The sequence below is a fragment of the Lentilitoribacter sp. Alg239-R112 genome (assembly GCF_900537175.1).
Classification (GTDB): domain Bacteria; phylum Pseudomonadota; class Alphaproteobacteria; order Rhizobiales; family Rhizobiaceae; genus Lentilitoribacter.
On sequence record NZ_LS999833.1, the window covers coordinates 1696927 to 1723206 of the forward strand.

Consider the following 26280-nt stretch of genomic DNA (forward strand, 5'->3'; position numbering starts at 1 on the left):
CGTATCCCTGCCCTCACTCTAAGCTTACTACTTACGACAGGAATAACAGCAAACGCAACAGAATGCGGAGGCAATTTCTCCCAATTTCTCAAAGGTGTAAAACAAGAAGCAGCGTCTGAGGGAATTGGTCAACGGGCAATTAATTCTGCTTTAAAAAATGCTCGTATAACCAAGAAAGTGCTTTCGCGTGATCGGGCACAAGGCGTTTTCAAGCAAACGTTTCTAGAATTTTCAAAACGCTCTGTCAGCACAAACCGTCTGCAGCATGGCGCAAAGAATATGAAAAAATACGCATCTGTTTTTAAGCGAGCAGAACAAGAGTTTGGTGTACCCGCAGCAGTCATCGCTGCATTTTGGGGATTAGAAACAGATTTTGGTGCATTTCAAGGTGACTTTAATACACTCAATGCACTTGCAACACTTGCTCATGATTGCAGACGACCTCACCTTTTTCGCCCGCAACTAATAGCTGCGATCAAAATGGTAGAAAATGGTGATCTCATCCCTTCACAGACAACAGGTGCTTGGGCTGGTGAAATTGGCCAAGTCCAAATGCTACCAGAGGATATTGTACGATTTGGCACTGATGGCGATGGCGATGGACATGTACGTCTCAAAAAAAGTTCACCAGATGCCATTCTTACAGCGGCAAATTTTATCCAAAGTTTAGGATGGCAACGCGGACAACCATGGATAATGGAGGTCAAATTACCTTCCGGTAATTTCCCATATGAGCGTTCAGGCCTTAAAAAAGGTATGACATCTGGAGACTGGGCTAACCTCGGTGTAAAACCAACATCGGGCAACCTTCCAAATGCAGGTCTTCCTGCCGATCTTCTTTTACCACAAGGGCGAAAAGGTCCTGCATTTTTGGCTTTTCCTAATTTCTCAATTTATCTAGAATGGAACCAATCCTTCATCTATACAACATCTGCAGCATATTTTGCCACGCGGCTTGCAGGTGCACCGCGTTATAATGCGGGAAAGCCAGAACAAGGTCTTTCTGACGCTCAGATGAAATCACTTCAGAACAAACTCGCGGCCAAGGGTTATGATGTTGGAAAGATCGATGGGATTTTAGGCGCAAGAACACGCGATGCCGTACAAGCTGAACAAGCAAAATTTGGCCTACCAGCAGACGCCTGGCCAACGGCAAAACTCCTGAGTAAACTCTAATCAGGGTTGGTTGGCATGTCCTTATTTAAACCTGTTTCTTTCTCCGAACTGATATCAGAACGTGAACTAGGAAAAACATCACCCGAAGAAATGCTTGCTCTATCCGTAAGCCGTATTGGTGAGATAGAAGAACAAGTTCAGGCATTCGAACATTTTGCAAATGATGATATCGAAATAACCAATAACAAACCACTTTCAGGTATAAGTGTTGGTGTCAAAGATATCTTTGACACATATAACATGCCAACCTCCTACGGAAGCACCATCTACGAGCGACATAGACCAAAAATAGATGCTGCAATCGTTTCTATGCTGCGTGCAAAGGGTGCTAGCATTATCGGCAAGACAACAACCACAGAATTTGCCTTCTTTAAACCTACTAAAACCAAGAACCCGAATAATCTGGAATATTCCCCTGGAGGTTCGTCGGCGGGTTCTGCAGCTGCTGTTGCCTCAGGAATGACACCCGTAGCAATTGGTACACAAACGGGTGGCTCTATGATCCGCCCCGCTTCCTTTTGCGGTGTTGCTGGCTTCAAACCTAGCTATCGAATGCTGCCAACTGTTGGGATGAAATATTTCGCACAAACTTTAGATACAGTTGGGGTATATGGAAAATCTATCGCAGACATCTCCCACTTCCTTACCCTTCTTACTGACCGCCACTTATCAGTCATAGATATCAACCCCAAAGATATTCGAATTGGCATCTATTCCAGCATCATTTCTCAAGAAGCATCTGAGGAAATGAAACAAGCATTACAGCATGCAGCGCAAATTGTTGAACAAACAGGATTTACAGTCGTAAATATCACCGAGCCGGATGAGCTACGTAAAGCCTACAATGCCCACGAAATCATCCAAAATTTTGAAGCTGCTCAGGCTTGCGCATCCGACTATGTGCTTTTCAAAGATCAACTGAGCGATAAACTAGCAAGAACCATAGAAACCGGTGCAAATATATCTCCCCAGGAGTACGACGCTGCAAGGCGCGCAAGTAAAATCGCTCGTCGTAAAACTCAAGATATTTTTGCTCAAGTAGATATACTGCTTACTCCATCAGCTCCGTCATCAGCACCGATTGGATTTAAGACTACAGGCATTGCAACATTCAATAAGCTTTGGACACTATTGGGAACGCCATCGGTGAATATTGCAGGTCTTCGTGCAAAAAATGGAATGCCACTTGGAATACAGGCGATTGGAAAATTCGGTTCAGACCAAAAACTCTTATCTATCGCCCATATTATCGAAACAGCTATCAGAAATGATAAATTATTTACTCTTTAGGCAGCATTCCGGTTTTCGTCACCATTGGAATTTCCATTCTGATTAAGGCCAAGCATCTGGCATACTGCAAACACAAGTCTCGCTCGGTTCATAGTGTAGAAATGGAATTCTTCAAACCCACGATTTGCTAAATCGACAACTTGTTCGGTGGCTATCGCTGAGGCAACCATTGAGCGGACTTCTGGTTCATCTTCAAGACCATCAAATCTTCTAACAAGCCAATCTGGGATTGAGGTTCCACACATTGCCGCAAATTTTTGCACTTGTGTAAAATTATGAATAGGAAGAATGCCCGGAACAATTGGTATATAAATGCCGGCTTTACGCGCGCGCTCCACATAACGTTCAAAATCATCATTATTAAAAAAGAACTGCGTGATTGCGCGGGTCGCACCATTATCAACTTTGCGCTTGAGCATATCCAGATCGGTCATAAAATCAGGGCTTTCAGGATGTTTTTCCGGGTATGCCGAAACTGAAATCTCGCAATCACTTATATCGCGCAGGCCACGCACAAGAGCTGCAGCATTTTCATAGCCATCTGGATGCGGCTGATATTTTGTGCCGATTCCACTAGATGGATCACCACGAAGCGCTACAAAATGCTTCACGCCCGCATCACGAAATTCCTGCACAACATTATGTACTTCTTCCTTTGAAGCTTCAACACATGTCAAATGCGCCGCGGGATTAATGTCAACTTCATTGCTATTAATTATTCGCTTGATCGTATTAAGTGTAGGTTCTTTCGTAGATCCACCTGCCCCATAAGTCACCGACACATATTCAGGATTAAATGGCGCAAGCTTAACTACGCTTTCCCAAAGCTGTTCTTCCATCTTCCCGTTTTTGGGAGGGAAAAATTCGAATGACACCTTGATGTTGTCATTGTTGACAGATGATTCAATATGATGAGGCGACGCCATCTACTTATCCTATACTCGAGCCAGGCCCGATTCACTTTGCTCTGCGATTAATAAACGAGGGTCTTTTCCCATCCATATGGTCACAGTTAACTTTTGGTCTTGTTCATTTTGCGGTGTCAAATCTGATATTTTTTCTACATCCAACCCCTGAGACTTCATCCATTCAGCGACTGTTTCGTGCGGGAAACCAAGTCTTGCATGCGCAAAATCACTTCTAAGATAATCAAGATCATGAGGTGCAAAATCAATCACCACCATTCGCCCGCCCGGAGAAAGCATTTTTGTAGCTTCTTTGATGGCAGGAGCTGGATCGTATAAAAAATGCAGGACCTGATGAATAATAATGAGGTCAAAACTTTGCCGCTCAAAAGATAGGTTAAAAATATCTCCCTGACGAACAGACGCATGCGTAATGCCAGCTTTATCCAATTTGTCACGAGCGATTGTCAACATCCGATGACTGGCATCAACTCCTAATCCGCGACGATATTGACCTTGTAGTAACTCCAGAATTCTTCCCGTACCAGTACCCAAATCCAAGAGTGAATTAATTGGAGCGGAACCAATGATATTGCATAATTCCTTTTCAACACGCTCTTCGGGAACATGGTGGCGGCGAATTTCCTCCCAGCTTTCGGCATTCAATGAGAAATATTCTTGCGCTTTTGCTGCACGTGTTTCCTTCACTGAAACCAATCGCTCATGATCATGGCTAAGAATTTTATCATCACGAGATAATCCTTCGATGATTTGACGTAACAAATTCGCATTACGCCCTTCTTTTATTGACCGGAAATAGGCCCAAGCTCCCTCTTGATAACGCTCAATAAGGCCAGCGTCTGCCAAAAGTTTTAAGTGGCGTGAAATTCTTGGTTGTGATTGACCCAAAATATCTGTCAAATCTGAAACGGTTAAATCACTTTGCGAAAGCAAAATAAGAAGCCTCATACGCGTTGGCTCACCAATAGCCTTCAGCACATCAACAGCGTCTTCCATCTCAAAATTAGAATGATTCAATGCGATAACCTCAAAAAGATATAAAGATATCTTTATATGATTTTCCACTTCCTTGCAAGCAATTTATCCTGTTTGAATTGAGGAAGCGTAAATAACGAATGAGGTAAAATTCCAAGTTGGTATCGAGATTAAATTGATAACGAATTGATATATATAGAAAAAAGAGCGCCTATACTAAGGCACTCTTATTAATCTGATTACAAAATCAGGCAAAATGGAAATACTAACGTGTTAAAGGCTTGTACGTTACACGCTTTGGATTGACAGCATCAGCGCCCAAACGGCGAATCTTGTCCTGCTCATAATCCTCAAAATTACCCTCAAACCATTCGACATGGCTATCGCCTTCAAAAGCTAGAATATGTGTGGCCAAGCGATCCAAGAACATGCGATCGTGAGAGATAATTACCGCACATCCAGCAAAGCTCTCAAGCGCATCTTCAAGGGCTGCGAGCGTTTCAGTATCCAAATCATTTGTTGGTTCATCTAAAAGGATAACATTACCGCCAGATTTTAGCATTTTTGCCAAGTGGACACGGTTACGTTGACCACCTGATAAATCGCCAACTTTTTGTTGCTGATCCCCACCTTTAAAATTGAATGAAGAACAATATGCACGACTGTTTACTTCATGTTTTCCAAGTTTGATAATGTCGTTACCCTCAGAAATCTCTTCCCAAACAGTTTTCTTACCATCAAGCGCATCGCGACTCTGATCAACATACGACATTTCAACGGTTTCACCGATTGTAATTGAGCCAGAATCTGGTGTTTCCTGCCCAGTTATCATCCGAAACAGGGTTGATTTACCCGCACCGTTGGGGCCAATCACACCAACAATGCCACCAGGAGGCAATTTGAATTCTAAATTGTCTATCAAAAGCTTATCACCGTATGCTTTCGATAGACCTTCAGCCTCGATCACAACGTTACCGAGACGCTCGCCAACCGGAATAATGATCTGCGCATCACCAGGGCGCTTATCCGCCGCTGCCTTTACCAATTCATCATAGGCTTTAATCCGTGCTTTAGATTTGGCCTGACGCGCTTTCGGGCTAGACGAAATCCAGCTTTGTTCACTTGAAAGCGCACGTTGGCGAGACGCTTCTTCGCGGCCTTCTTGCTGCATACGTTTTGCTTTAGCTTCCAGATAGGCAGTATAATTACCTTCATATGGAATACCGCGCCCGCGATCGAGTTCCAAAATCCAACCCGTAACATTATCCAGGAAGTAACGATCGTGGGTAATCATGAGAACAGAACCGGGATATTCCCGTAAATGTTTCTCCAGCCATGCAATCGTCTCAGCATCCAAATGGTTGGTAGGCTCATCAAGGAGTAACAAATCTGGCTGACTAAGTAGCAATTTACAAAGCGCCACACGGCGAATCTCACCACCGGAAAGCTTATCGACAGCACTATCACCTGGCGGGCAGCGCAATGCTTCCATCGCCATTTCAACTTGGCTATCCAAATCCCAAAGGTTTTGACTATCAATTATGTCCTGAAGTCGAGCACCTTCATCAGCGGTCTCATCAGAATAATTCATCATCAATTCATTATACTTATCGATGATTGCCTTTTTATCAGCAACACCTTCCATCACATTTTCAGCAACAGTCTTTGACTGGTCAAGATGTGGCTCTTGCGGAAGATAGCCAAGTGTAGCACCATCAGCCAGCCACGCCTCGCCTGTGAACTCTTTGTCAAGTCCAGCCATAATACGTAGTACGGTAGATTTACCGGCACCGTTTGGTCCCAAAATGCCGATCTTCGCATCGGGGTAAAATGAAAGATGTACGTTCTCTAAAACTTTTTTAGTGCCGTAAGACTTATTAAGCCCTGCCATATGATAGATAAACTGACGCGCCATTGATCCGTCCTGTTAATAGAATTGTTTTTGCACATGTAAGAGATTTGCAAGCTGCGGGCAATGGATGATATGGATAGTTACGAATATTCCACTGGTACCACCCGTTTCAACGGCTTAACATTACGAAAATTGACATGGTAAAAATCAAAACCTTGCAATTGCGCTCCAATTCGGGTGCAAACCTCTACCTCCGGCGATCCAAGCCGAAAGGCAAAGTGAAAGCCGTAGTGCAGATCAATCATGGTCTCACTGAGCATTCAGGTCGCTACGAACACTTTATGAAGCACTTGTCGGCAAATGATTATGCCGCAATTGCGCATGATCATCGAGGGCATGGCTTAACAGAAGCGGAAAAACTTCCAAAAGGACAATTCTCAACGCGTGATGGTTCAAGGAAAGTTTTGAAAGATGTCGATTTTATAAATAATTACATTCGGTCTGAATTTCCTGATACGCCCATTATTTGCTTTGGTCACTCTATGGGTGGACTAATCGCGGCAAATTATGCCACTGGACATCCCCATAAGATTGATGCCCTTGCGATATGGAATTCCAATTTTCAAGCAAGTGATTTCACACCTTTTGTACAATTCATATTGGGATTTGAAGCTTTTTTCTTAGGGTCTGATGTCCCAAGTGCAATCATTCCAAAACTAACATTTCAACGATGGTCAAAATCGATTGACGGCGCAGTGTCTGGCACCGACTGGCTAAGCAGCGATCGTGAACAACTTGACGCGATCGCCGATGACGATTTAACTGGATGGAAGCCAAGCATTTCAATGTGGCAGGATGTTTTTAATTTCATGTCGCGTGGTGCCAAAGTGGACACAATTGCACGCTTACCAAAAACATTACCTATAAACCTAGTTGGAGGTGGCGAAGACCCTGCAACCAACAAAGGGTTAGCCGTTAGTTGGCTTGCAGACAGACTAAAAAAAACCGGCCTCAGCAATATAAATTTCAGAATTTACAAAGATGCTCGCCATGAAACCTTAAATGATTTTGATCGAAAAATAGCGATGGATGACTTTGTACTTTGGGCAAATAAGTTCATGGCTTAAAAAATAAAACATATCTTTGCGCTTGGCAAAACCCAATGAGTTTTGTTACGAGTTACAAAATCCCAAACCAATGGAGCTTCTTATGCTTGAAGGGCTACTCACTCTCGATAATCTAACCACGTTTCTTATTTTAACAGCCTTAGAAACTGTACTTGGATTTGACAATCTTCTTTACATCACCCTCGAAGCGAAAAAAGTTGACCCGGCAAAAGAACGCTTGATCAGAAGGTGGGGCATTATACTGGCCATTGCTCTGCGCATCGTTTTGTTATTTGTCGTACTTCAGCTCATTCAGGCTTTTCAAGACCCCATATTCTCTGTTGACTGGTCTTTCTTTACTGCAAATGTAAGCGGACACTCACTGATCGTACTCGCAGGTGGATTGTTCCTTATGTATACGGCCATGAAGGAAATTTACCATATGCTCGGTGTATCGGATTTGGTGGACGAGGGATCGCGCGCAAGACGTAACTCATTCGCAAAAGCATTATTGTGGATTGTAATCATGAATGTAGTGTTCTCATTCGACACTGTGTTATCGGCGGTCGCACTCACAGACAATTTCATAGTAATGACATCAGCTATTGTTATTTCAGGTATCCTCATGGTCGTGATGTCTGATAGTGTTGCAACCTTCTTATCAAAAAACCGCATGTATGAAGTACTCGGACTATTCGTTCTACTATTGGTGGGCATCGTGCTTATTGCAGAAGGTGGGCATATAGCACACCTTACATTCTTCGGTTTCCCAATCGAACCGATGTCCAAAGCAACTTTCTACTTTGTCTTGTTCTCACTGGTTTTGGTCGAAGTGGTGCAAACACGCTACCAACGCAAGCTTTTGAACGAACAAGGTCTAGGGCATTAAATTTCAGTAGCGTGGGTGCCTAGACATCCACGCTTACATTTATGTTAAATACCGGACCAACAGCCAGCTTTTCACGTTTACGAATATCTGCCTTTATGGGCAAAAAATAGCATCCGCTTGCCTTATCGGGGAAAAGTGATGTTTTCCATGAGGTTTCACCAACTCGCACTTTAACCCTGACAGAACCAAAGCTGGTTTTCTGATCAACACAGAAAGAACTAATATGCTGTGATATCTCTTGTGGTACAGTCATAAAATACCATGAACCACCAGAACTACGCCACATCTCAGTTTCGAAAGCATACTCAAGGTCAGATATCATCACGTCTCATACGTTCACCGTAGTCCTTATAGGTTTTGCCTTTTTCAAGCTTAAATTTTTGCCCCGTTAGACTACATCTTTCAATAAGGTCCACTCGAAAAACACGAAAATCATCGCGCAGCTCGCACCAAGCTGTACATGTCCAAACATGCCCCCAATATTCCAGCCCTAAGGGGCGCATTACACGATTGGTCGCCTGTCCAGCTTTATCGCGATAATCAATCTCAACTTTATCATGATTATCAACAGCGCCTCGAATTATCCCTAACGTCTCTCTTAACTCTGCTTCACTCTCGATGTAAACGGCTGTTGATGGCCTTATGGACATTGTTCGCCGGTTGGTAGGCAACGCGTCAATAATTTTAAACGAGGCTTCCTCTGCCGCAGCTGCCATCTCAGTATCAGCGATTGCCTTGACCATGTCAGCGCCCAGACGAAGGGCCTTGAGTTCTAACGGTGTAAAATGCAATGGCGGCAAATCTATTGGCTGATTAATCAAATAACCGACACCCCGCTCACCTTCGATTGGGATGCCAGATGCCATCAGGCCTGAAATGTCGCGGTATATTGTGCGCTGTGAAACACCTAACTCAGCTGCGATAAACTCAGCTGTGCGTAATCTTTTACCACGCAACAGCTGCACAATTTCGAAAAGTCGGTCTACTTTTCTCATGAAATCCTAACTGGTTAGCTTACTATCCAGATGTAACATCCGAACAGTTTTTCCATCAATCATGGAACCAAATTCAGCATTTCGAGAATCTTCACCAAATTTACTTCCGGCGAGTTTTGCATCTTCCATATTTTGCCACTTAATAATGTCAATCCAAATACCATCAGAGTTTTTGGTAAGAGACCTACTTATGAAGCCAGATTGATCCTTCGCAAATTGGGAAACTTTCTCTGCAGCTTTAAGCGCAGTAGCTTCATCAATTCCTGAATTGAGTTTGAACTCTACCAGTTCAATTACATTTGTCATTATTGTCATCTCCTATTTGTTGACAATAACGGGTATACCTTAGTCCAACTGACACCTTTTGTCAGTTATAGAACATAAAAAAACCCGGACTGAGTCCGGGTTCCTAAATTCTATATAATCGTGACTAGCTATCCAAGAAACTACGTAATTTACGTGAACGACTTGGATGCTTAAGTTTACGCAATGCTTTCGCCTCAATCTGACGAATACGCTCACGCGTCACGCTAAATTGTTGGCCAACTTCTTCCAAAGTATGGTCAGTGTTCATTCCAATACCAAAGCGCATACGCAAAACGCGTTCTTCACGAGGTGTTAGCGATGCAAGAACGCGAGTTGTTGTCTCACGAAGGTTAGCCTGAATAGCTGCATCAATCGGAAGAATAGCATTCTTATCTTCAATAAAGTCACCCAAGTGGCTATCTTCTTCGTCGCCAACAGGTGTTTCAAGTGATATCGGCTCTTTTGCAATTTTGAGAACTTTACGCACTTTCTCAAGTGGCATTGCAAGTTTTTCAGATAATTCTTCCGGTGTTGGCTCACGACCAATTTCATGAAGCATTTGACGCGATGTGCGGACAATCTTGTTGATTGTCTCAATCATATGCACAGGAATACGGATCGTACGTGCTTGATCAGCAATCGAACGTGTAATTGCCTGACGAATCCACCAAGTCGCATAAGTCGAGAACTTATAACCACGGCGATATTCAAATTTATCAACCGCCTTCATAAGACCGATATTGCCTTCTTGAATAAGATCGAGGAACTGAAGACCACGATTTGTGTATTTCTTCGCAATTGAGATAACCAAACGTAGGTTTGCTTCAACCATTTCCTTCTTAGCAATACGTGCTTCACGCTCACCTTTTTGCACCATATGTACAATACGGCGGAATTCAGCGATAGAAATACCGGTTTCGGTCGCAAGGTTTTGAATCTCACCACGCAGGTTATTTACCTTACGCTCTTCAGCCGCAGCCAATTCCTGCCAGCCTTTGGTAGTCAGCGTTGAAATTGTCTCCATCCAATTCGGATCAAGCTCAGAACCCTGGTAATGCTCAAGAAAATCTTCTCGACGAACACCATAACTCTCAGCAAGACGAAGCAAACGACCTTCATTTTGTACAAGTCGTTTATTAATGTCGTAAAGCTGTTCAACAAGCGCATCAATACGGTTTTGATTAAGCGCTAGTGACTTCACAGCCTGAACGAGCTGATTTTTAAGCGCTTTATAGCGTTTTTCCTGCTCAGGCGACAACTCGTTGTCATCATTCTCACTTAAGCTAGATTCAACTTGTTGATCTTGCAATTCACGCAGACCAAAATAGGTATTAGCAATTAGATCAAGTGTTTCCATGACTTGAGGGCGAAGTTCACCTTCCATCGCCGCAAGCGATAGATTGGCTTCATCTTCGTCATCTTCATCATCATCTTCAATTAAGCTTTCGCCGCCAACATTAGTAACATCATCAGCACGCTTGCGCTCGGCAAGACGCTTTTCTTTCTCTTCCGCAGCTTTCCTGTCAGCCTCAATTTTTTCAGGGCTTTGAAATTGCGGTGCAGCTTTAGCTTCCGGACCAGAGTACGTCGTTTCAAGATCGATGATTTCACGCAATAGCGTAATTTCTTCGTTCAGTTCCTCGCGCCAAATAATCAAAGCCTGGAATGTCAAAGGACTTTCGCAAAGACCAGCAATCATGGTCTCTCGACCAGCCTCGATACGCTTGGCAATCGCAATCTCACCTTCACGGGAGAGCAATTCCACAGTACCCATTTCACGTAGGTACATACGAACCGGATCATCAGTACGATCAGTTGGCTCTTTTTTCTTTGCTTTTTCAACAGCCGTGCCGGTAGCAGTAGCTACTTCTTTGCTGGAGTTCGATGCAGCAGCTGCAGCAGCCGGCTCCTCCTCCTCAGCGACATCTTCTTCTTCAACGACGTTTACGCCCATCTCAGAAAATAAAGACAAAATATCTTCAATCTGCTCTGAGGTAACTTCCTCAGACGGCAGAACCGAATTAATTTCATCCATAGTAACATAACCGCGCTTTTTAACCGCCTTGATAAGCTTCTTTACTGCATTATCAGACAGATCAATTAGTGGGCCATCTGCACCACCATCACGCTCATTATCTTTTTCGTCTTTTTTTTCTTTTGCTTTTGTTGCCATAAGCCAGCCATTTCCTTGCAAACTGAACTTTTACCCAATGTCCAACATACGAGTTGGAGCCACACCGAGAATCACTTCAAGGCGATTTGACCAGTCGATGCTTAATTCCTGATTAACTTTAGGATATTCATGTGTTGGTGATTCCTGTAAAAATGCGCCACGTCAAGTATTTTTACGAAAAAACACCACATCTACCGTCTTTTTGCCTGTTTAATCTACTACACGCTTCTCAAATCTTAATTGATTTGGGATTGAATGACTTAAATTACAAGACGGATTCTCAGTTTTCTAGAGCTTAAGAGACGAAAAATAGTTATCCAACTCCAACTTTCATCAAGAATTAGTTCGACCACGTCCAGACAATACGCCAAATCCTTCAATAATTGCTTCTTGGCTTTCAAGACGTTCAATTTCGATTTGAATTTCATTTAGTGCAGACATTAATCCGGGAACAGATGCCTCATCACCCTCTTCCGTCACACTGGCAATATCTCGCTCCAGTTCGTTTTTTTGCTTTTTCAATGAGCGGGTACGTTGCTGTAGTGAAAAAGCCTGCAGAAAACCTTCGCGCGCATCTTCTGGCGCTGCATCACTGAGCGCTTGCCATAAGCGGAGCTGCCGCATTTGCTTTTCAAGTTGCTCGACCATCCCATTCATACTCTTCTGTAAAAGATGGCTGATCATTTCCCCTCTGCTCAACCGGCTGCCATCTGCACATGCTTCTTGCATAACCTTCCACAACTCGTTTAACTCACGGTTCTCAAACTCAAGCTCACTCAACATGTTGAAATCATCTATCAACATATGCGGATGGCTGATGATCGTATAGGCAAGCAAGCTTTCCCGAAGGGCGGGTAAACTAGACCGACCCGAAACCAATCCTGATCTCTTTAATCTATCAGAAGCGCCGACATTAGTGTTTGCTTCGGCTTGTTTGCCCCGGCCCGAGTTCTGATTGCGTCGATTAGAAAAGTTGGTGCTGTTCGTAAACTTGCTTCGAAAAAAACCACGCAACCTATCACGGATATCCTGCTGATAGTGTCTGCGGATGTTTTCATCAGTTATTGTGTTCGTTAGTTGCGCAAACCGTTTTTCAAGTTCGGCTTTGCTTTCCGGCGTATCATACACGCCCGTGCTCGTTTCACGGTTCCAAACCATATCGGCCAGACTGTTGGCATTACCAATAATCGCATCAAAAGCAGAGCGCCCTTCCTCATTTACAAGATCGTCAGGATCTTTTCCCGCTGGCAACATCGCAAAACGAAGCGATTTACCTGGGCTTACATGCGGCAATGCGAGATCAATTGCACGCTCCGCTGCGCGGCGCCCTGCACCATCTCCATCAAAACATAATACTGGCTGGCTGGACACTCTCCACATCAAACGCAACTGGTTTTCCGTAAGCGCAGTACCAAGCGGAGCGACAGCGTGTTCTATCCCAGCTTGATGAAGCGCTATGACGTCCATATATCCCTCAACCGCAATAATTGAGATGTCATCATTCTTGATCACTTTTCGCGCTCGGGCATAGTTAAAAAGAACATTACTTTTATGAAAAAGCTCTGTCTCATTCGAATTGAGGTATTTTGCAGGCGCACTTGGGTCCATTGCGCGCCCGCCAAATGCAATTGTTTTTTCTCTTGAGGATGGAATAGGAAACATGATCCGGTCACGAAATCGATCATAGGAAACTGCGATATCTGGGCCGTGCACAACCAGACCGCAAGCCTCTATCAGCTGTTTATCAATACCTTTCTGCGACAAATGTTCTTTAAGAGCATTGCGGCTATCAGGTCCAAAACCCAACCGAAACGTTGATATGGTTCGCCCCGAAAGCCCTCTATCTCGCAAGTAAGACCGAGCCTTAGCTCCAACAGATTCTTGAAGTTGCATTTCAAAAAAGCTGGTTGCCATCTCCATAACATCTTCAAGCGTCGCTCTTTTTTCCTGCCTTTTCGCTGCCTCAGGATCAGGTGCCGGCAATGCAATACCCGCCTGATCAGCAAGACGAGAAACAGCCTCAACAAAATTGAGCCCCTCATATTCGGTCAGGAACTTGAAATGATCGCCTTTTTCACCACAACCAAAGCAGTAATACCTGCCCTTTTTATCTTCACAATGAAAACTTGGTGATTTCTCACCATGGAATGGACAACATGCCCAATAATCACCGCGAGGCGCATTCGTTTTCTTTCTATCCCACGTTACATGACGACCGATGACATCGGATATGGGTACCCGATCCCTTATTTCGTCTAAAAATGAGTTAGAAAAACGCAAAAGCCCCTCCTTGAACCGATATAGGCTACATTAAAACAACAAGCATATATTAGAAGGAGCGGTCTAGGCCAGTCATCTAAAACTGGTCAAGCAAAATTGTATGATTTTTTTAAATTATCTGATAAGACCGAGACGCATGGAGCGCACAACAGCCTGGGTACGGTTAACACACTCAAGTTTTTGCACTGCCAGCATAGCATAGTGATTAACAGTATGCTCAGACAGTGTCATGATCGTCGCAATTTCAGCGCTTGTTTTTCCTTCGGCGATCCACTGCAAAACTTCATTCTCACGCTGTGAAATGTTAGAATCCACTGCATGGTTCCCAGGAATAATTTCAAGCGTTTTTTCTACAAGTCTCGTTGCAAATAGTTGTATGTTTGCCAGCTGTTCATCTGACAACACAACATTTTTAGTTCCCGTTAAAACCAAAAGGTGCAAGCCATCGCCGTTATTAACAGGGAAATATGCATTTCGCTCGAAGTTGTAACTTTTAAGCAGTTTCCCATGCTCTTCGCTTAGGTTTGCAAATGGGATATCTTCTATAACTGGCGCAAGTTTGGTGCGACCAATATCCACTATGAACTCACATTCAGCGCGTCCCATAACATCATAATGGCCAAGCAGTTCCATCGGCCAGTTATTGGTAATGGCAATTGATCCAATAGACAGTTTTTCATTCTCAGAATGAGGAATTTGCGCGAGGATAAAATGTTTAAATCCATAGGATTCACAAGTCGCCCGTAATATTTGCTTTACATCGAAAACAGTCGCAATATCCGCTCTGAAATCGGGGGTAAAGACGTCCCTTGTTATTTCGGCGACTTGCCCCATTTAAAACCACCTATCTATTTTGTTGCTAACACCAACCTATTGGAAGCAACTTGTCCGAAACTGTCGGATTTCATATCAAATGACGAATTAATGAATAAATTTAGTGACCTACGATCAAAATGTAATTCAACATTTCTCAAATCCTATAACTTTAATACCAGAAGACTGTTAATGAGAAAAAATTTTTATACGCAAGCAAGTTGACCCGCAATTACTGCTCGTTTATCAGCATTAAAACTCCAAGGGATATTTCCATGACAAATACTGATACGATTGATCTTGCTTGGCCAAAAACCAAACCCACAGCATTGCTCGTTCTGGCCGATGGCACGGTGATCGAAGGTCAAGGACTGGGCGCAACCGGCGAAGTTGAAGCAGAAGTGTGCTTTAATACCGCCCTCACCGGTTATCAGGAAATTTTAACCGACCCATCTTATCTCGGACAGATCGTCACGTTCACCTTTCCACACATTGGAAACATTGGCGCGAACGATGAAGATATCGAAGACCTAACGCCCGTCGCTGCCCGTGGAGCGGTCGGCGCCATATTCAAGGCAGACATTACCAACCCTTCTAATTATCGCTCAGCTGAACACCTTAATGCTTGGCTTAAGAAACGCGGCATTATAGCTCTTTCCGGCATCGATACACGTGCGCTCACGGTGTGGATTCGCGAAAATGGCGCGCAAAATGCCGTGATAGCGCATTCTCCCGATGGAAACTTTGATGTTGCAGCTCTAAAACAAAAAGCGGCTCAGTGGTCTGGTCTAGAAAATCTTGACCTTGCAATCGAAGCAACCAGCGGACAATCCAGCAAATGGGACGAAAAACCATGGGTATGGAATAAAGGATACGACACCAATACCGCTTCAGATCTGCACATCGTGGCTTTAGACTTCGGCGTAAAACGAAATATCCTACGCTTATTCAGCGGACTAAATTGCAAAGTAACCATCGTTCCAGCCAAGACTTCTGCAGAAGAAATTCTAGCGCACAGCCCTGATGGGATATTCTTATCCAACGGTCCTGGCGATCCATCTGCAACGGGTGAATATGCAGTTCCTACTATTCAAAAATTGATGGAAAGCAAAGTTCCAATCTTTGGCATTTGCCTCGGTCATCAAATGTTGGCTCTGGCACTTGGCGCTAAAACAGTAAAAATGCATCAGGGTCACCACGGCGCAAACCACCCCGTAAAAGACCACACGACCAACAAGGTGGAAATCGTTTCGATGAACCACGGCTTTGCTGTTGATAGCGAAAGTTTGCCAGCTGAAGTGGAAGAAACACATGTTTCATTATTTGACGGAACAAATTGTGGTCTACGCGTGAAAGACAAACCTATCTTTTCGGTACAGCACCACCCAGAGGCCTCACCTGGCCCACAAGATAGTCATTATCTCTTCCAAAGGTTTATTGATTTAATTCAATCTCAAAAAGGCTAACTAACATCACAGCTTTACGATACGGCAGGATCTACCTCTTGCCGTATACGATTGATAATGAAAAGATAACGCCCTGCCAAGAATATACTCGCAAAGACGAGTCCCAGTGTTAGGCCATACCAAATACCAACCGCGCCAAGTTCAAAAACAAACGCCATAATATAGGCAGATGTAAGACCTATAGGACCGTAGCATGTAACGGCAAGAAGCATCGGCACAGTAGCATCTTGAAATCCACGCAACACACCCCCAGCAATAGCCTGCCCTGCATCAACAAATTGAAATGCTGCAGCAACCAATAACAACGGTAAGGCAAGTGCTGCCACGTCGACGGCATCTACTTTAGTCTCATCTAAAAAGAGCGAGATGAGTTCCGTTGGGAAAAGCGCCATAATCGCCGCTGTCAGCATAGCAAACCCGATAGATACAAATAATGCGGCTTTTGCGGCATTCCCCACATCCATTAGATTACCTCTTCCATAGGCTGAGCTTACGCGTACCGTGGCGGCACCTGAAATTCCTAACGGGATCATAAATGCAATCGCAGCTAACTGCATTGCAATTCCATGGGCTGCAAGCTGGCGCGCACCAAGCCAACCCATCAATATTGAGCCGCCTACGAACATTGTAATCTCGGCCAAAATAGAGATAGAAATTGGAACACCTAAAGTTGCCACTTTACGAAAAACTTCCCAATCCGAACGCCAAATACGAGCTAACAACTGGTACTCACGATATTCAGGTCGCGCATAAATCCATCCAAGAACAATGAGCATGATAATAAGGTTCGTCGCAAGCGAAGCCCATGCAGCCCCGACGACTCCCAAAGCTGGCGCACCCCAATTTCCATAAATTAATATGTAATTGAGGAATATATTTATAAAAATTCCAGGTATAATTGACCAAAAAACAATTTGAGCACGTTCGATTGAAGAAAAGAAGTTGCGTAATACCAATGCCCAAACACTTAGAAAAGTTCCCCATTGAGCAACCCGAATATAATCACTTGCAAGTTTTGAAATTTCAGGTTCCTGGTTCAGGAATATAAAAACCTGTTCAAAATTCCATAGGATCGGCATTGAGACCAACCCTACAATAGTACCCAACCACAGCCCCATTCTAACAGCTCTACGCAAGGCTATTTTATCACCACGTCCGTGGGCATTACCCGCTAGCGGCACCACTGCGTGGCCAAATCCTGCTCCTATAATGAAAAAGAAGAATATCGCTTGTGTGCCCAAAACTCCGGCAGCCAGGCTGAATGTCCCGTCCAAACCAAGCATAATCGTGTCAGTTGTGTTAATCGCTATTTGAGCGAGCTGGCTTCCAACCAAAGGAACGCTTAGTAACAGCGTTCGCTGAACATGTTGAGAAAAGTTCATCGTAATATCTTATAAGCATGAGTAGATCTAAATTGCTCACCGCAAATTGACCAAAAAGACTCGCACCATAACGCGGGAATGCTCTATCCGATAGATATATTCGTGTCAGCATCAGCAAAATGACGCCATATCAGAGATATCACTTTGAAATATTTAAAGATTAAATATTTGTGTTGAACGTGTCACAAGATGCAAGTTTCCCGGTTTCAAAACCACGCGTAAACCAATTTTTACGCTGCTCCGAAGTCCCATGATTAAAGCTTTCAGGCACAACAAAGCCTTGCGAACGTTTTTGCAAAGTATCATCACCAATTTGGTTAGCAGCATTAAGCGCCTCTTCGATATCTCCACGCTCCAGAAGGCCTTTTTGTGCGGTGAAGTGTGCCCAAATTCCGGCAAAGCAATCTGCCTGCAACTCTACTCGGACAGACATTCTATTTTCCTCGACTTTCGACATTGATCGACGCATCTGGTTAAATTTTGGAAGAACACCAATCACATTTTGAACATGATGACCAACCTCATGAGCAAGAACGTAGGCTTGAGCGAAATCTCCCGCTGCACCAAATTTGCGAGCAAGTTCATCATAAAAACTTAAGTCAATGTAAACTTGGCTATCGCCCGGGCAGTAAAATGGACCGGTAGCAGAACTTGCGGTACCGCAGGCAGAGTTCACACGACCACGAAAACTTACGAGTGTAGGCTCAGGGTAATCGACACCTTCAGACTTCATAATACCATTCCATACATCTTCTGTTTCAGCCAGAACGGTACGGACAAATTGCGTCATTTCATCTTGCTCGGCGGTAGAGGACTGGCTTTGAGTTGTCTCAAAATTGGACGCTGACCCTCCACCCATATTTGAGAGAATATCGGCAGGAGAAACGATACCAAACGCCCAAAGCCCCAAGAAAATGACACCCAGTAGAAGCATCGACTTAAAGCTCATACCTCCTCGACCACCCATTTTACCTCGTGATGGCAATCTAATACCACCTCGCCCAAACGGACTGCGCGAACCACGCCCGGAAGACTGGTTTGTTCTATCTTCAAAATTACTTGATTGACGACGGCCTTTCCAGCGCATGATCACTCCCGATCTTGATATTATTTTCCCCATTCGTAATAGCTCTAAGGAAAATAATCAATTGGCGTTGAGCGCGACTATTCAATCCAATTATCCAAAAAAGACCCTAAACATCAAACGCCCGGGAAGAAGTGTAAAAAAACCAGCACCAACAATGGCATAAAAATATAATGTTTTCATGTTCTTCATATGAGCAGATATTTGGCCCGATCGTGCCTGCTTTATACCTTGGTAGACACTCCAGAGTGCAAAGACAGACAAAAGATGTATAGGACTAAAGGGCCCAATCATCTTAATACCGGAAATCCAAAAACTGGTTATGGCAACCACGACCATTAATCCAACCCAAAATCTACCAGAATTTTTATGTATTTGGGTGCCCTTTTTTGTACTGAGAACAAATGCACCAACAAACAATGCTGCAATCGCTCCATAAGTGTGTATTTGTATGATCAGCGAAGTTTCAAAAAGAAGCTGAAAATTAGGCATTTAGGTATCCCTATCATTGAATAATGTTAAAGGCGCATTTATGATACGACTTGCCATGAGCAAACTTCTTCTTCGTGAAACACATGATAAAAAACGCGAGTAACAATTTACTACATTTGACGCTTCGTGAAATGCAGTCCGGATTTTTGAACATCAAATTTGTAATTTGCATGATCGCCGCGGTTACGATTCTGACAATAGCCGGTCCCTTTGGGACCCTCCGCTCTTTCAATATATTAGAACGCTTTGCCTATTGGCTCATACTCACGCCTATAACTTTTCTAATCGCAAGTTTCTGCGCAACATTTATTGTAGTTTATTTGTCAAAACTAGGAAGTGGGAAATGGCTCAGCCACGGGATAGCCGGCATAGCCGCTGGCATTCCTGTTGGCATTTCTGTTTGGGCATTTCATCTTCTACTGAACAATCAAATTGCGCCTGATTGGAATTTTTTATCAACGATGATATCAAATACAATTCCAATTACCTTTGCCATCACCATGGCCTACGCCTCACTATCTCAAAACAAAACACCCAGCGTTGCGAATGTTAAAGGCTCAAAATCCAGCGATTTGTTCTTCAATCGATTACCGAAAAAACTCGGCCGCGATATAATCAGCCTCAATGCTCAAGATCACTATGTGGAAGTCCGGACAACGCTTGGCAGTGAATTGATTCTTATGCGAATGAACGACGCAATTGCGGAGCTTTCCGACCATGAGGGCCTTCAAATCCATCGTTCATGGTGGGTTGCAAGAAAACATGTTGTCAAAATTCTGTCGAGAGACGGCAAAAAATTCCTGCAACTGACCAACAAAACAAGAGTACCGGTAAGCAGAAGTTTTTCAAAAAATATTCAAAGCCTTACGCAAAAGTAGGACAGTTGAAAATCAAGCCCACAAATTTAAATTTTGTGTGCAATGCAAAAAATAAACCTTGGTTTGGCCTCACAAATACCGTAATGCGCGTCTTATTATCGGCATATAATTAGCCTAATAGTGGCAATTTATGCCCTATCTCAATCAGGAAGTACCAATGAAAAAAATACTAATTGCGCTCACAATGTCTGCAGTAGCTGCCGTTGCTTTGACAGGTTGCAACGATGAAGAAAAGAAAAAAGCGGAAGCTGCTGAAAAGGCAAAAATAGCAGCAGAAGAAAAAGCCGCAGCTGAGAAGAAGGCTGCCGATGACAAGCTTGCCGCTGAGAAAAAAGCTGCTGATGAGGCTATGGAAAAAGCTAAGATGGAAGCAGAAGAAGCTGCTAAAGCCCTAGAAGAAAAAGCTAAAATGGAAGCTGAGGCTGCCCTTAAAGCGGCTGAGGAAGCTGCTGAAAAGTTGAAAATGGAAGCAGAAGAAGCTAAAAAAGCTCTGGAAGAAAGCACAAATAACGAAACAGATGCAGCCAAGAAAGCCGCCGAAGAAGCAGCTGAGAAATTGAAGATGGAAGCTGAGGCGGCACAAAAGGCTGCTGATGAAGCTGCGGAAAAAGCTAAAATGGAAGCGGAAGCTGCAAAATCTGACGTTGAGAAAAAATTAGATCAGGTTGGCGAGACTGTCGACGCTGTTAAAGATGCTGCGAAGGCTATTGAAGGTCTTACAAAAACTGACTAATTTTGCATACAATTATGTAGACAAAATTCACGTTAAAGCGGCCTGTTTTCAGGCCGCTTTTTCATTTGGGCTAAAACAATCAAACTAATCTCAAGACTTGCCCACAATTTTCCATATCTAAGGGGTTACAATTTATCCATCATACCCTATAAGGCACGCTTAGCCATTGAATTTTTATATGCCAAGCTGGTAGGAGGCCCCTGCCGGTTTTATTGTGCAAAATGATACGGATAAGCGCCATGGGTAAAAGAACAGATATTAAATCAATTCTCATTATTGGCGCTGGGCCGATTATTATCGGGCAAGCCTGCGAATTTGACTATTCCGGCACGCAAGCATGTAAAGCACTTAAAGAAGAAGGTTACCGGGTCATTCTGGTCAACTCAAACCCCGCCACGATCATGACGGATCCAGAGCTGGCCGACGCAACTTACATTGAGCCGATCACGCCGGAAGTTGTCGCAAAAATTATTGCAAAAGAGCGTCCAGATGCTCTGCTGCCCACTATGGGAGGTCAAACAGCACTGAACACCGCTCTTTCATTAAGGCGCATGGGTGTTTTGGATCGCTATAATGTGGAGATGATTGGCGCTCAACCAGATGCAATCGACAAAGCCGAAGATCGCTCGCTGTTCCGCGAAGCTATGACCGAAATTGGATTAGACACGCCAACGTCCATGCTTGCAAATGCAACTGACATCAAGAACGCAGATCGCGAAACACACGAAGCTGCACGAGATGAACTGCGCAAAAAATTTCAAGGTGAAGCACTCGACAAGGAGTTAGACGCGCTTGAAAACACCTGGAACCTTGGCGAAACTGACCGTAAACAACGCTACATATCGCACGCAATGGGATTGGCAGCCCAAGCGCTTGATCTTGTCGGTTTACCAGCAATTATCCGCCCTTCGTTCACAATGGGTGGAACAGGCGGCGGGATTGCCTATAACCAATCCGAATATATGGAAATTGTAAGAAGCGGCCTGGATGCTTCTCCGACAACGGAAGTCCTTATTGAGGAATCCATACTTGGTTGGAAAGAATATGAAATGGAAGTTGTCCGCGATAAAGCGGATAATTGCATCATTATCTGCTCCATTGAAAATTTTGATCCTATGGGTGTTCACACTGGCGATTCCATCACTGTGGCACCGGCCCTTACTTTAACGGATAAAGAATACCAAATCATGCGTAATGCATCGATTAAAGTATTGCGCGAAATAGGTGTAGAAACAGGTGGTTCTAACGTTCAATTTGCGGTTAATCCTGCAAATGGACGCTTAATCGTTATTGAAATGAACCCACGCGTGTCGCGTTCATCTGCCCTTGCATCCAAAGCAACTGGGTTTCCAATCGCCAAAGTTGCGGCTAAACTTGCCGTCGGTTATACGCTTGATGAACTGGAAAACGACATTACGGGCGGCGCAACGCCTGCATCATTTGAGCCATCAATTGATTATGTTGTTACAAAGATTCCACGCTTTGCATTTGAAAAATTCCCAGGTTCAGAGCCAACATTGACTACCGCAATGAAATCCGTTGGTGAAGTTATGGCCATTGGCCGGACATTCAACGAATCCTTGCAAAAAGCACTTCGCGGTCTTGAAACTGGCCTAACTGGTCTTGATGAGATTGATATACCTGGACTTGGTGAAGATGATGATCAAAACGCCATCAAAGCTGCAATCAGCACACCAACACCAGATCGACTTCGCATGGTCGCACAAGCCATGCGTCTTGGTATGTCAAATAAAGAAATCCACGATACATGCTGGATTGACCCCTGGTTCCTTGAACAGCTCCGCGCTATTATCGATATGGAAGCTCGAGTGAGAGCCCACGGCCTGCCTGAAGATCAGGATAACTTTCGCACGCTCAAATCAATGGGCTTTTCAGACGCGCGTCTTGCGTCACTAATCATGAAAGACGAAGCCGACGTTTCAAAAATGCGTCGTGAGCTTGATGTCATACCAGTCTATAAGCGCATTGACACGTGCGCTGCAGAATTTGCATCCCCTACGGCTTATATGTACTCGACTTATGAGACACCATTTGCAGGAGAACTTCGTTCGGAAGCCGATATATCGGATAAGAAAAAAGTCGTCATCCTTGGCGGCGGACCAAACCGTATTGGCCAAGGTATCGAATTTGATTATTGCTGCTGCCATGCGTGTTATGCACTCAATGACGCCGGTTACGAATCCATCATGATTAACTGTAACCCTGAAACGGTTTCAACAGATTATGATACCTCGGATCGCCTGTATTTTGAGCCGCTGACAGAAGAAGATGTCATGGAAATTCTACTCGCTGAGCAGACAAATGGTTCTCTTGAGGGTGTTATTGTACAATTTGGTGGTCAAACTCCGCTTAAACTTGCAAATGCGCTCGAAAAAGCAGGTATTCCAATTCTTGGCACGGCCCCTGATGCAATTGATCTTGCAGAAGATCGTGACCGCTTCCAAAAGTTACTGATTAAACTTGATTTAACACAACCGAAAAATGGCATCGCCTATTCTGTCGAGCAATCACGTTTGATCGCCGCTGAAATAGGGTTCCCACTCGTCGTTCGACCATCTTATGTTCTTGGCGGACGCGCGATGGAAATTATTCGTGATGAAGCAACCCTGTCACGCTACCTTCTGGACACTGTTCCCGAACTTGTTCCTGAAGATATCAAAGCTAAATATCCAAATGACAAAACGGGGCAAATCAATACTCTTCTTGGCACAAATCCGCTATTGTTCGACAGCTATCTAACAAATGCAATTGAGGTCGATGTTGACTGTCTATGTGATGGCGATAGTGTTTATGTTTCGGGCATTATGGAACATATCGAAGAAGCGGGCATTCACTCAGGTGACAGCGCATGCTCTCTTCCTGCGCACTCCCTAAGCGATGAGATTCTGGATGAACTGGAAAAACAAACAGAAGCACTTGCAAGAGCGCTCAATGTTGGCGGATTGATGAATGTTCAATATGCAATAAAAGACGACACGATTTACGTGATTGAAGTGAACCCGCGCGCATCGCGGACTGTACCCTTCGTTGCAAAAACAGTTGGTGCACCAATTGCAAAAATTGCTGCCCGAATTATGGCTGGTGAAAAGCTGGACAATTCATTCTCTGCTTATGGTGACAAACCAAACCCAAGAAAACTCAACCATATTGCAGTTAAAGAGGCTGTATTCCCATTTGCACGCTTCCCCGGTGTCGATACTCTGCTTGGTCCTGAAATGCGATCAACTGGTGAAGTTATGGGGCTTGATACCGATTACGCACTATCCTTCGCGAAATCCCAACTTGGCGCTGGCGTCGAACTTCCGCGCAGCGGTTGTGTCTTCATCTCAGTAAAAGATGAAGATAAACCACGGGTACTAGGCGCTGCAAAAAAACTATCCGGCCTTGGCTTTAAAATAATGGCAACAACAGGCACGGCAAATTATTTTGAAGAAAATGATTTAGACATTGTTCGTGTCAATAAAGTGAGTGAAGGCCGTCCTGACATTCAGGATTCCATCCGAAATAGACAGGTACAAATGGTAATCAACACGACATCTGGTGCCAAAGCGATTTCACACTCAAAATCTTTGAGACTTGCAACTCTGACTAATAAAATTCCTTATTTTACGACAATGGCAGGCGCAGCTTCTGCTGCTGATGCGATCGAAGCTTTAAATGCAGGAAACCTTGAAGTCAGACCTCTTCAAGACTATTTCAGTTAGAGTGAGTGGCTTCCATACATTCATAAAGCAGCAATGATTTGCTAAAATTCGGGTTTATTGTATAGAATTCGATGTCGTCTCAGTTGAGAATCAATAATGTTATTTATGACTGACGTAAATTTACGCAGTCCAAGTTAGTTAGGGGCAATACCATGGTCGAAAAAGTACCCATGACCCAAGAAGGATATACCACTCTTCAGGAAGAGCTTCGCATGCGGACTCAAACTGAACGTGGGCGCATTATTGATGCTATTTCAGAAGCTCGTGCCCATGGTGATCTTTCCGAAAACGCCGAATATCACGCGGCAAAAGAAGCTCAAAGCCATAATGAAGGTCGCATCATGGAGCTTGAAGACTTAACCTCGCGCGCTGAAGTTATTGATCTGAGCAACATGTCTGGTGACACTGTTAAATTTGGTGCTGTTGTAAAATTGGTTGACGAAGATACTGATGAAGAAAAAACTTATCAGATTGTCGGCGATCAGGAAGCAGATGTTAAACTTGGTAAAATTTCTATTTCCTCACCAATAGCCCGTGCTTTGATTGGTAAGACTGTTGGCGATTCCATAGAGTTTAATGCGCCCGGTGGCTCTAGAGGCTATGAGATTCTTGCTGTAAGCTGGGGCAACTAGCAACAGAATTACTTTATTTTTGTCGGTAAGCTCTAATGACCAATTACATTAATTTAGACGATGTTGAGGTCATTGCACCCAATTTCAAAAAACGCTTGTCTGGTGTTACGTCTACAATTATTCAACTGGTACCACGTCAGCGAAAACTTGGCCTAAATATTGCTGTCTGCGGCGCTGGTTTGCCTGCTGAACTACCTCATGTCAGAATACGAGACTTTTGGAAATTGTGGTTCACGACAAAAAGCGGTGACCATCGTATCTGGCATGCACGTCGTAATATCGAGATGCTGCCAGCGATCATCATGCGCGATTTACTACGAATGAAGTTGAAAATCGTATTCACTTCGGCATCACAGCGCCAACATAAAAAATATACAAAATGGCTCATTTCAAAAATGGATTCGGTCATCGCAACCAGTCATAAAACGGCAAAATATCTTGAAGTACCCAACACCGTGATTATGCATGGAATTGATTTAGAGAGGTTTAGCCCGGCCAAAAACAAGCAAGATACCAAGCGACAACTTGGGCTGGATCCTACAAAAAAAATTGCCGGTTGCTTTGGCAGAATTCGCAAACAAAAAGGCACCGATATTTTCGTAGATACAATGATTGAGATTTTACCCCAACACGAAAATTGGATTGCAATAATCGCAGGCCGCACAACAGCAGAACATATCGACTTCGAAAAGAGTCTTAAATCCAAAATCGACAATGCAAATTTGGCAGATCGCATACTATTTGTCGGTGAACATACCAATATTGAAAACTGGTATCAGGCGCTTGACCTGTTCATCGCACCGCAAAGATGGGAAGGCTTTGGCCTTACTCCCCTAGAAGCCGGCGCTTGCGGGGTTCCAACAATTGCTGCAGATGTTGGCGCCTTTTCTGAGATCATTATTGAAAACAAAACAGGTGCAATGACCCCAATCAATGATCCTGAACGCATGATCGAGCTTACTAAGTTCTACATCGAAGATGAAGCTCTTCTGAGCAAACACGGGAAACATGTCAGACATCATATGGAGACAGAATTCTCATTACAGAAAGAAGCCACGGCAATAAATAACACCTATCAAGAAACCTCGGATTCTTTCAAAGGTTAAA

The 26280-nt window shown here is 43.9% G+C and carries 22 protein-coding genes; 10 read left to right on the forward strand and 12 right to left on the reverse strand.

What is annotated here, in order from left to right; all coding sequences use genetic code 11:
* Positions 1-3 precede the first annotated feature (3 nt).
* Positions 4-1176, forward strand: a complete 1173-nt coding sequence (locus tag G3W54_RS08550) for a lytic murein transglycosylase (RefSeq protein ID WP_244627919.1) — start codon at positions 4-6, stop codon at positions 1174-1176.
* Between the two features lie 15 nt (positions 1177-1191).
* Positions 1192-2466: an amidase gene (locus G3W54_RS08555; protein WP_162652652.1), complete on the forward strand. Its 1275-nt coding sequence runs from the start codon at positions 1192-1194 to the stop codon at positions 2464-2466.
* Here G3W54_RS08555 and metF read toward each other — a convergent pair.
* From metF to ettA, 3 genes are all read right to left on the reverse strand, one after another.
* A complete protein-coding gene (metF, locus tag G3W54_RS08560; RefSeq protein WP_162652653.1) occupies positions 2463-3392 on the reverse strand; it encodes a methylenetetrahydrofolate reductase [NAD(P)H] in 930 nt (309 codons plus the stop codon). The genes G3W54_RS08555 and metF overlap by 4 nt on opposite strands.
* 9 nt (positions 3393-3401) lie before the next feature.
* Entirely contained in the window at positions 3402-4388 is a 987-nt protein-coding gene (locus G3W54_RS08565; protein ID WP_162653625.1) for a metalloregulator ArsR/SmtB family transcription factor, read from the reverse strand.
* Positions 4389-4632: 244 nt separating this feature from the next.
* Positions 4633-6282 (reverse strand): energy-dependent translational throttle protein EttA, encoded by a 1650-nt coding sequence (ettA, locus tag G3W54_RS08570; RefSeq protein ID WP_162652654.1) that lies wholly within the window; start codon positions 6280-6282, stop codon positions 4633-4635.
* Positions 6283-6416: 134 nt separating this feature from the next.
* On the opposite strand from ettA, the gene G3W54_RS08575 reads away from it, so the two are divergent.
* Positions 6417-7346, forward strand: coding sequence for an alpha/beta hydrolase (locus tag G3W54_RS08575; protein WP_162652655.1), 930 nt, complete (start codon positions 6417-6419; stop codon positions 7344-7346).
* A gap of 82 nt (positions 7347-7428) precedes the next feature.
* Complete coding sequence (locus G3W54_RS08580; RefSeq protein ID WP_197742807.1) at positions 7429-8214, forward strand: tellurium resistance protein TerC; 786 nt, start codon at positions 7429-7431, stop codon at positions 8212-8214.
* 19 nt (positions 8215-8233) lie between these two features.
* On the opposite strand, the gene G3W54_RS08585 is transcribed toward G3W54_RS08580, so the two are convergent.
* The 6 genes from G3W54_RS08585 to G3W54_RS08610 all read right to left on the reverse strand — a co-directional run bounded on the left by G3W54_RS08585 (position 8234) and on the right by G3W54_RS08610 (position 14802).
* Positions 8234-8536, reverse strand: a complete 303-nt coding sequence (locus G3W54_RS08585; RefSeq protein ID WP_197742808.1) for a DUF1905 domain-containing protein — start codon at positions 8534-8536, stop codon at positions 8234-8236.
* Positions 8526-9209, reverse strand: a complete 684-nt coding sequence (locus tag G3W54_RS08590) for a YafY family protein (protein WP_162652657.1) — start codon at positions 9207-9209, stop codon at positions 8526-8528. The genes G3W54_RS08585 and G3W54_RS08590 overlap by 11 nt, the downstream gene beginning before the upstream one ends.
* Positions 9210-9215: 6 nt before the next feature.
* A complete protein-coding gene (locus tag G3W54_RS08595) occupies positions 9216-9515 on the reverse strand; it encodes a hypothetical protein (RefSeq protein WP_162652658.1) in 300 nt (99 codons plus the stop codon).
* Positions 9516-9639: 124 nt separating this feature from the next.
* A complete protein-coding gene (rpoD, locus tag G3W54_RS08600; protein ID WP_162652659.1) occupies positions 9640-11688 on the reverse strand; it encodes an RNA polymerase sigma factor RpoD in 2049 nt (682 codons plus the stop codon).
* Between the two features lie 333 nt (positions 11689-12021).
* Complete coding sequence (gene dnaG / locus G3W54_RS08605; RefSeq protein ID WP_162652660.1) at positions 12022-13968, reverse strand: DNA primase; 1947 nt, start codon at positions 13966-13968, stop codon at positions 12022-12024.
* A 114-nt stretch (positions 13969-14082) separates the two neighbouring features.
* Positions 14083-14802, reverse strand: coding sequence for a LuxR family transcriptional regulator (locus tag G3W54_RS08610; protein ID WP_162652661.1), 720 nt, complete (start codon positions 14800-14802; stop codon positions 14083-14085).
* 254 nt (positions 14803-15056) lie between these two features.
* Here G3W54_RS08610 and carA point away from each other — a divergent pair, with 254 nt between their 5' ends.
* Positions 15057-16247 (forward strand): glutamine-hydrolyzing carbamoyl-phosphate synthase small subunit, encoded by a 1191-nt coding sequence (carA, locus tag G3W54_RS08615; RefSeq protein ID WP_162652662.1) that lies wholly within the window; start codon positions 15057-15059, stop codon positions 16245-16247.
* 14 nt (positions 16248-16261) lie between these two features.
* Here carA and G3W54_RS08620 read toward each other — a convergent pair whose 3' ends face one another.
* The 3 genes from G3W54_RS08620 to G3W54_RS08630 all read right to left on the reverse strand — a co-directional run bounded on the left by G3W54_RS08620 (position 16262) and on the right by G3W54_RS08630 (position 19205).
* Positions 16262-17629: an MATE family efflux transporter gene (locus G3W54_RS08620; RefSeq protein ID WP_162652663.1), complete on the reverse strand. Its 1368-nt coding sequence runs from the start codon at positions 17627-17629 to the stop codon at positions 16262-16264.
* A 160-nt stretch (positions 17630-17789) separates the two neighbouring features.
* Entirely contained in the window at positions 17790-18716 is a 927-nt protein-coding gene (locus G3W54_RS08625; RefSeq protein WP_162652664.1) for a neutral zinc metallopeptidase, read from the reverse strand.
* A 90-nt stretch (positions 18717-18806) separates the two neighbouring features.
* On the reverse strand, positions 18807-19205 hold the full coding sequence (locus G3W54_RS08630; RefSeq protein WP_162652665.1) for a DUF2306 domain-containing protein: 399 nt from the start codon (positions 19203-19205) through the stop codon (positions 18807-18809).
* A gap of 83 nt (positions 19206-19288) precedes the next feature.
* On the opposite strand from G3W54_RS08630, the gene G3W54_RS08635 reads away from it, so the two are divergent.
* The 5 genes from G3W54_RS08635 to G3W54_RS08655 all read left to right on the forward strand — a co-directional run bounded on the left by G3W54_RS08635 (position 19289) and on the right by G3W54_RS08655 (position 26279).
* Positions 19289-20083, forward strand: coding sequence for a LytTR family transcriptional regulator DNA-binding domain-containing protein (locus G3W54_RS08635; RefSeq protein ID WP_162652666.1), 795 nt, complete (start codon positions 19289-19291; stop codon positions 20081-20083).
* A gap of 157 nt (positions 20084-20240) precedes the next feature.
* Complete coding sequence (locus G3W54_RS08640; RefSeq protein ID WP_162652667.1) at positions 20241-20816, forward strand: hypothetical protein; 576 nt, start codon at positions 20241-20243, stop codon at positions 20814-20816.
* A 239-nt stretch (positions 20817-21055) separates the two neighbouring features.
* Positions 21056-24541 (forward strand): carbamoyl-phosphate synthase large subunit, encoded by a 3486-nt coding sequence (gene carB, locus G3W54_RS08645; protein WP_162652668.1) that lies wholly within the window; start codon positions 21056-21058, stop codon positions 24539-24541.
* Between the two features lie 152 nt (positions 24542-24693).
* Positions 24694-25173, forward strand: coding sequence for a transcription elongation factor GreA (gene greA, locus G3W54_RS08650; RefSeq protein ID WP_162652669.1), 480 nt, complete (start codon positions 24694-24696; stop codon positions 25171-25173).
* 35 nt (positions 25174-25208) lie between these two features.
* On the forward strand, positions 25209-26279 hold the full coding sequence (locus G3W54_RS08655) for a glycosyltransferase family 4 protein (RefSeq protein ID WP_162652670.1): 1071 nt from the start codon (positions 25209-25211) through the stop codon (positions 26277-26279).
* Position 26280: the final 1 nt, after the last annotated feature.

Coding starts and splice junctions, on each gene's coding strand:
- greA (WP_162652669.1), top strand. CDS start 24,694: ATGGTCGAAAAAGTACCCATGACCCAAGAAGGATATACCACTCTTCAG.
- G3W54_RS08635 (WP_162652666.1), top strand. CDS start 19,289: ATGATAAAAAACGCGAGTAACAATTTACTACATTTGACGCTTCGTGAA.
- G3W54_RS08595 (WP_162652658.1), bottom strand. CDS start 9,515: ATGACAAATGTAATTGAACTGGTAGAGTTCAAACTCAATTCAGGAATT.
- G3W54_RS08575 (WP_162652655.1), top strand. CDS start 6,417: ATGGTAAAAATCAAAACCTTGCAATTGCGCTCCAATTCGGGTGCAAAC.
- G3W54_RS08555 (WP_162652652.1), top strand. CDS start 1,192: ATGTCCTTATTTAAACCTGTTTCTTTCTCCGAACTGATATCAGAACGT.
- G3W54_RS08580 (WP_197742807.1), top strand. CDS start 7,429: ATGCTTGAAGGGCTACTCACTCTCGATAATCTAACCACGTTTCTTATT.
- G3W54_RS08625 (WP_162652664.1), bottom strand. CDS start 18,716: ATGCGCTGGAAAGGCCGTCGTCAATCAAGTAATTTTGAAGATAGAACA.
- G3W54_RS08585 (WP_197742808.1), bottom strand. CDS start 8,536: ATGATATCTGACCTTGAGTATGCTTTCGAAACTGAGATGTGGCGTAGT.
- rpoD (WP_162652659.1), bottom strand. CDS start 11,688: ATGGCAACAAAAGCAAAAGAAAAAAAAGACGAAAAAGATAATGAGCGT.
- G3W54_RS08655 (WP_162652670.1), top strand. CDS start 25,209: ATGACCAATTACATTAATTTAGACGATGTTGAGGTCATTGCACCCAAT.
- carB (WP_162652668.1), top strand. CDS start 21,056: ATGGGTAAAAGAACAGATATTAAATCAATTCTCATTATTGGCGCTGGG.
- metF (WP_162652653.1), bottom strand. CDS start 3,392: ATGGCGTCGCCTCATCATATTGAATCATCTGTCAACAATGACAACATC.
- G3W54_RS08620 (WP_162652663.1), bottom strand. CDS start 17,629: ATGAACTTTTCTCAACATGTTCAGCGAACGCTGTTACTAAGCGTTCCT.
- G3W54_RS08590 (WP_162652657.1), bottom strand. CDS start 9,209: ATGAGAAAAGTAGACCGACTTTTCGAAATTGTGCAGCTGTTGCGTGGT.
- carA (WP_162652662.1), top strand. CDS start 15,057: ATGACAAATACTGATACGATTGATCTTGCTTGGCCAAAAACCAAACCC.
- ettA (WP_162652654.1), bottom strand. CDS start 6,282: ATGGCGCGTCAGTTTATCTATCATATGGCAGGGCTTAATAAGTCTTAC.
- G3W54_RS08565 (WP_162653625.1), bottom strand. CDS start 4,388: ATGGAAGACGCTGTTGATGTGCTGAAGGCTATTGGTGAGCCAACGCGT.
- G3W54_RS08630 (WP_162652665.1), bottom strand. CDS start 19,205: ATGCCTAATTTTCAGCTTCTTTTTGAAACTTCGCTGATCATACAAATA.
- G3W54_RS08640 (WP_162652667.1), top strand. CDS start 20,241: ATGAAAAAAATACTAATTGCGCTCACAATGTCTGCAGTAGCTGCCGTT.
- G3W54_RS08610 (WP_162652661.1), bottom strand. CDS start 14,802: ATGGGGCAAGTCGCCGAAATAACAAGGGACGTCTTTACCCCCGATTTC.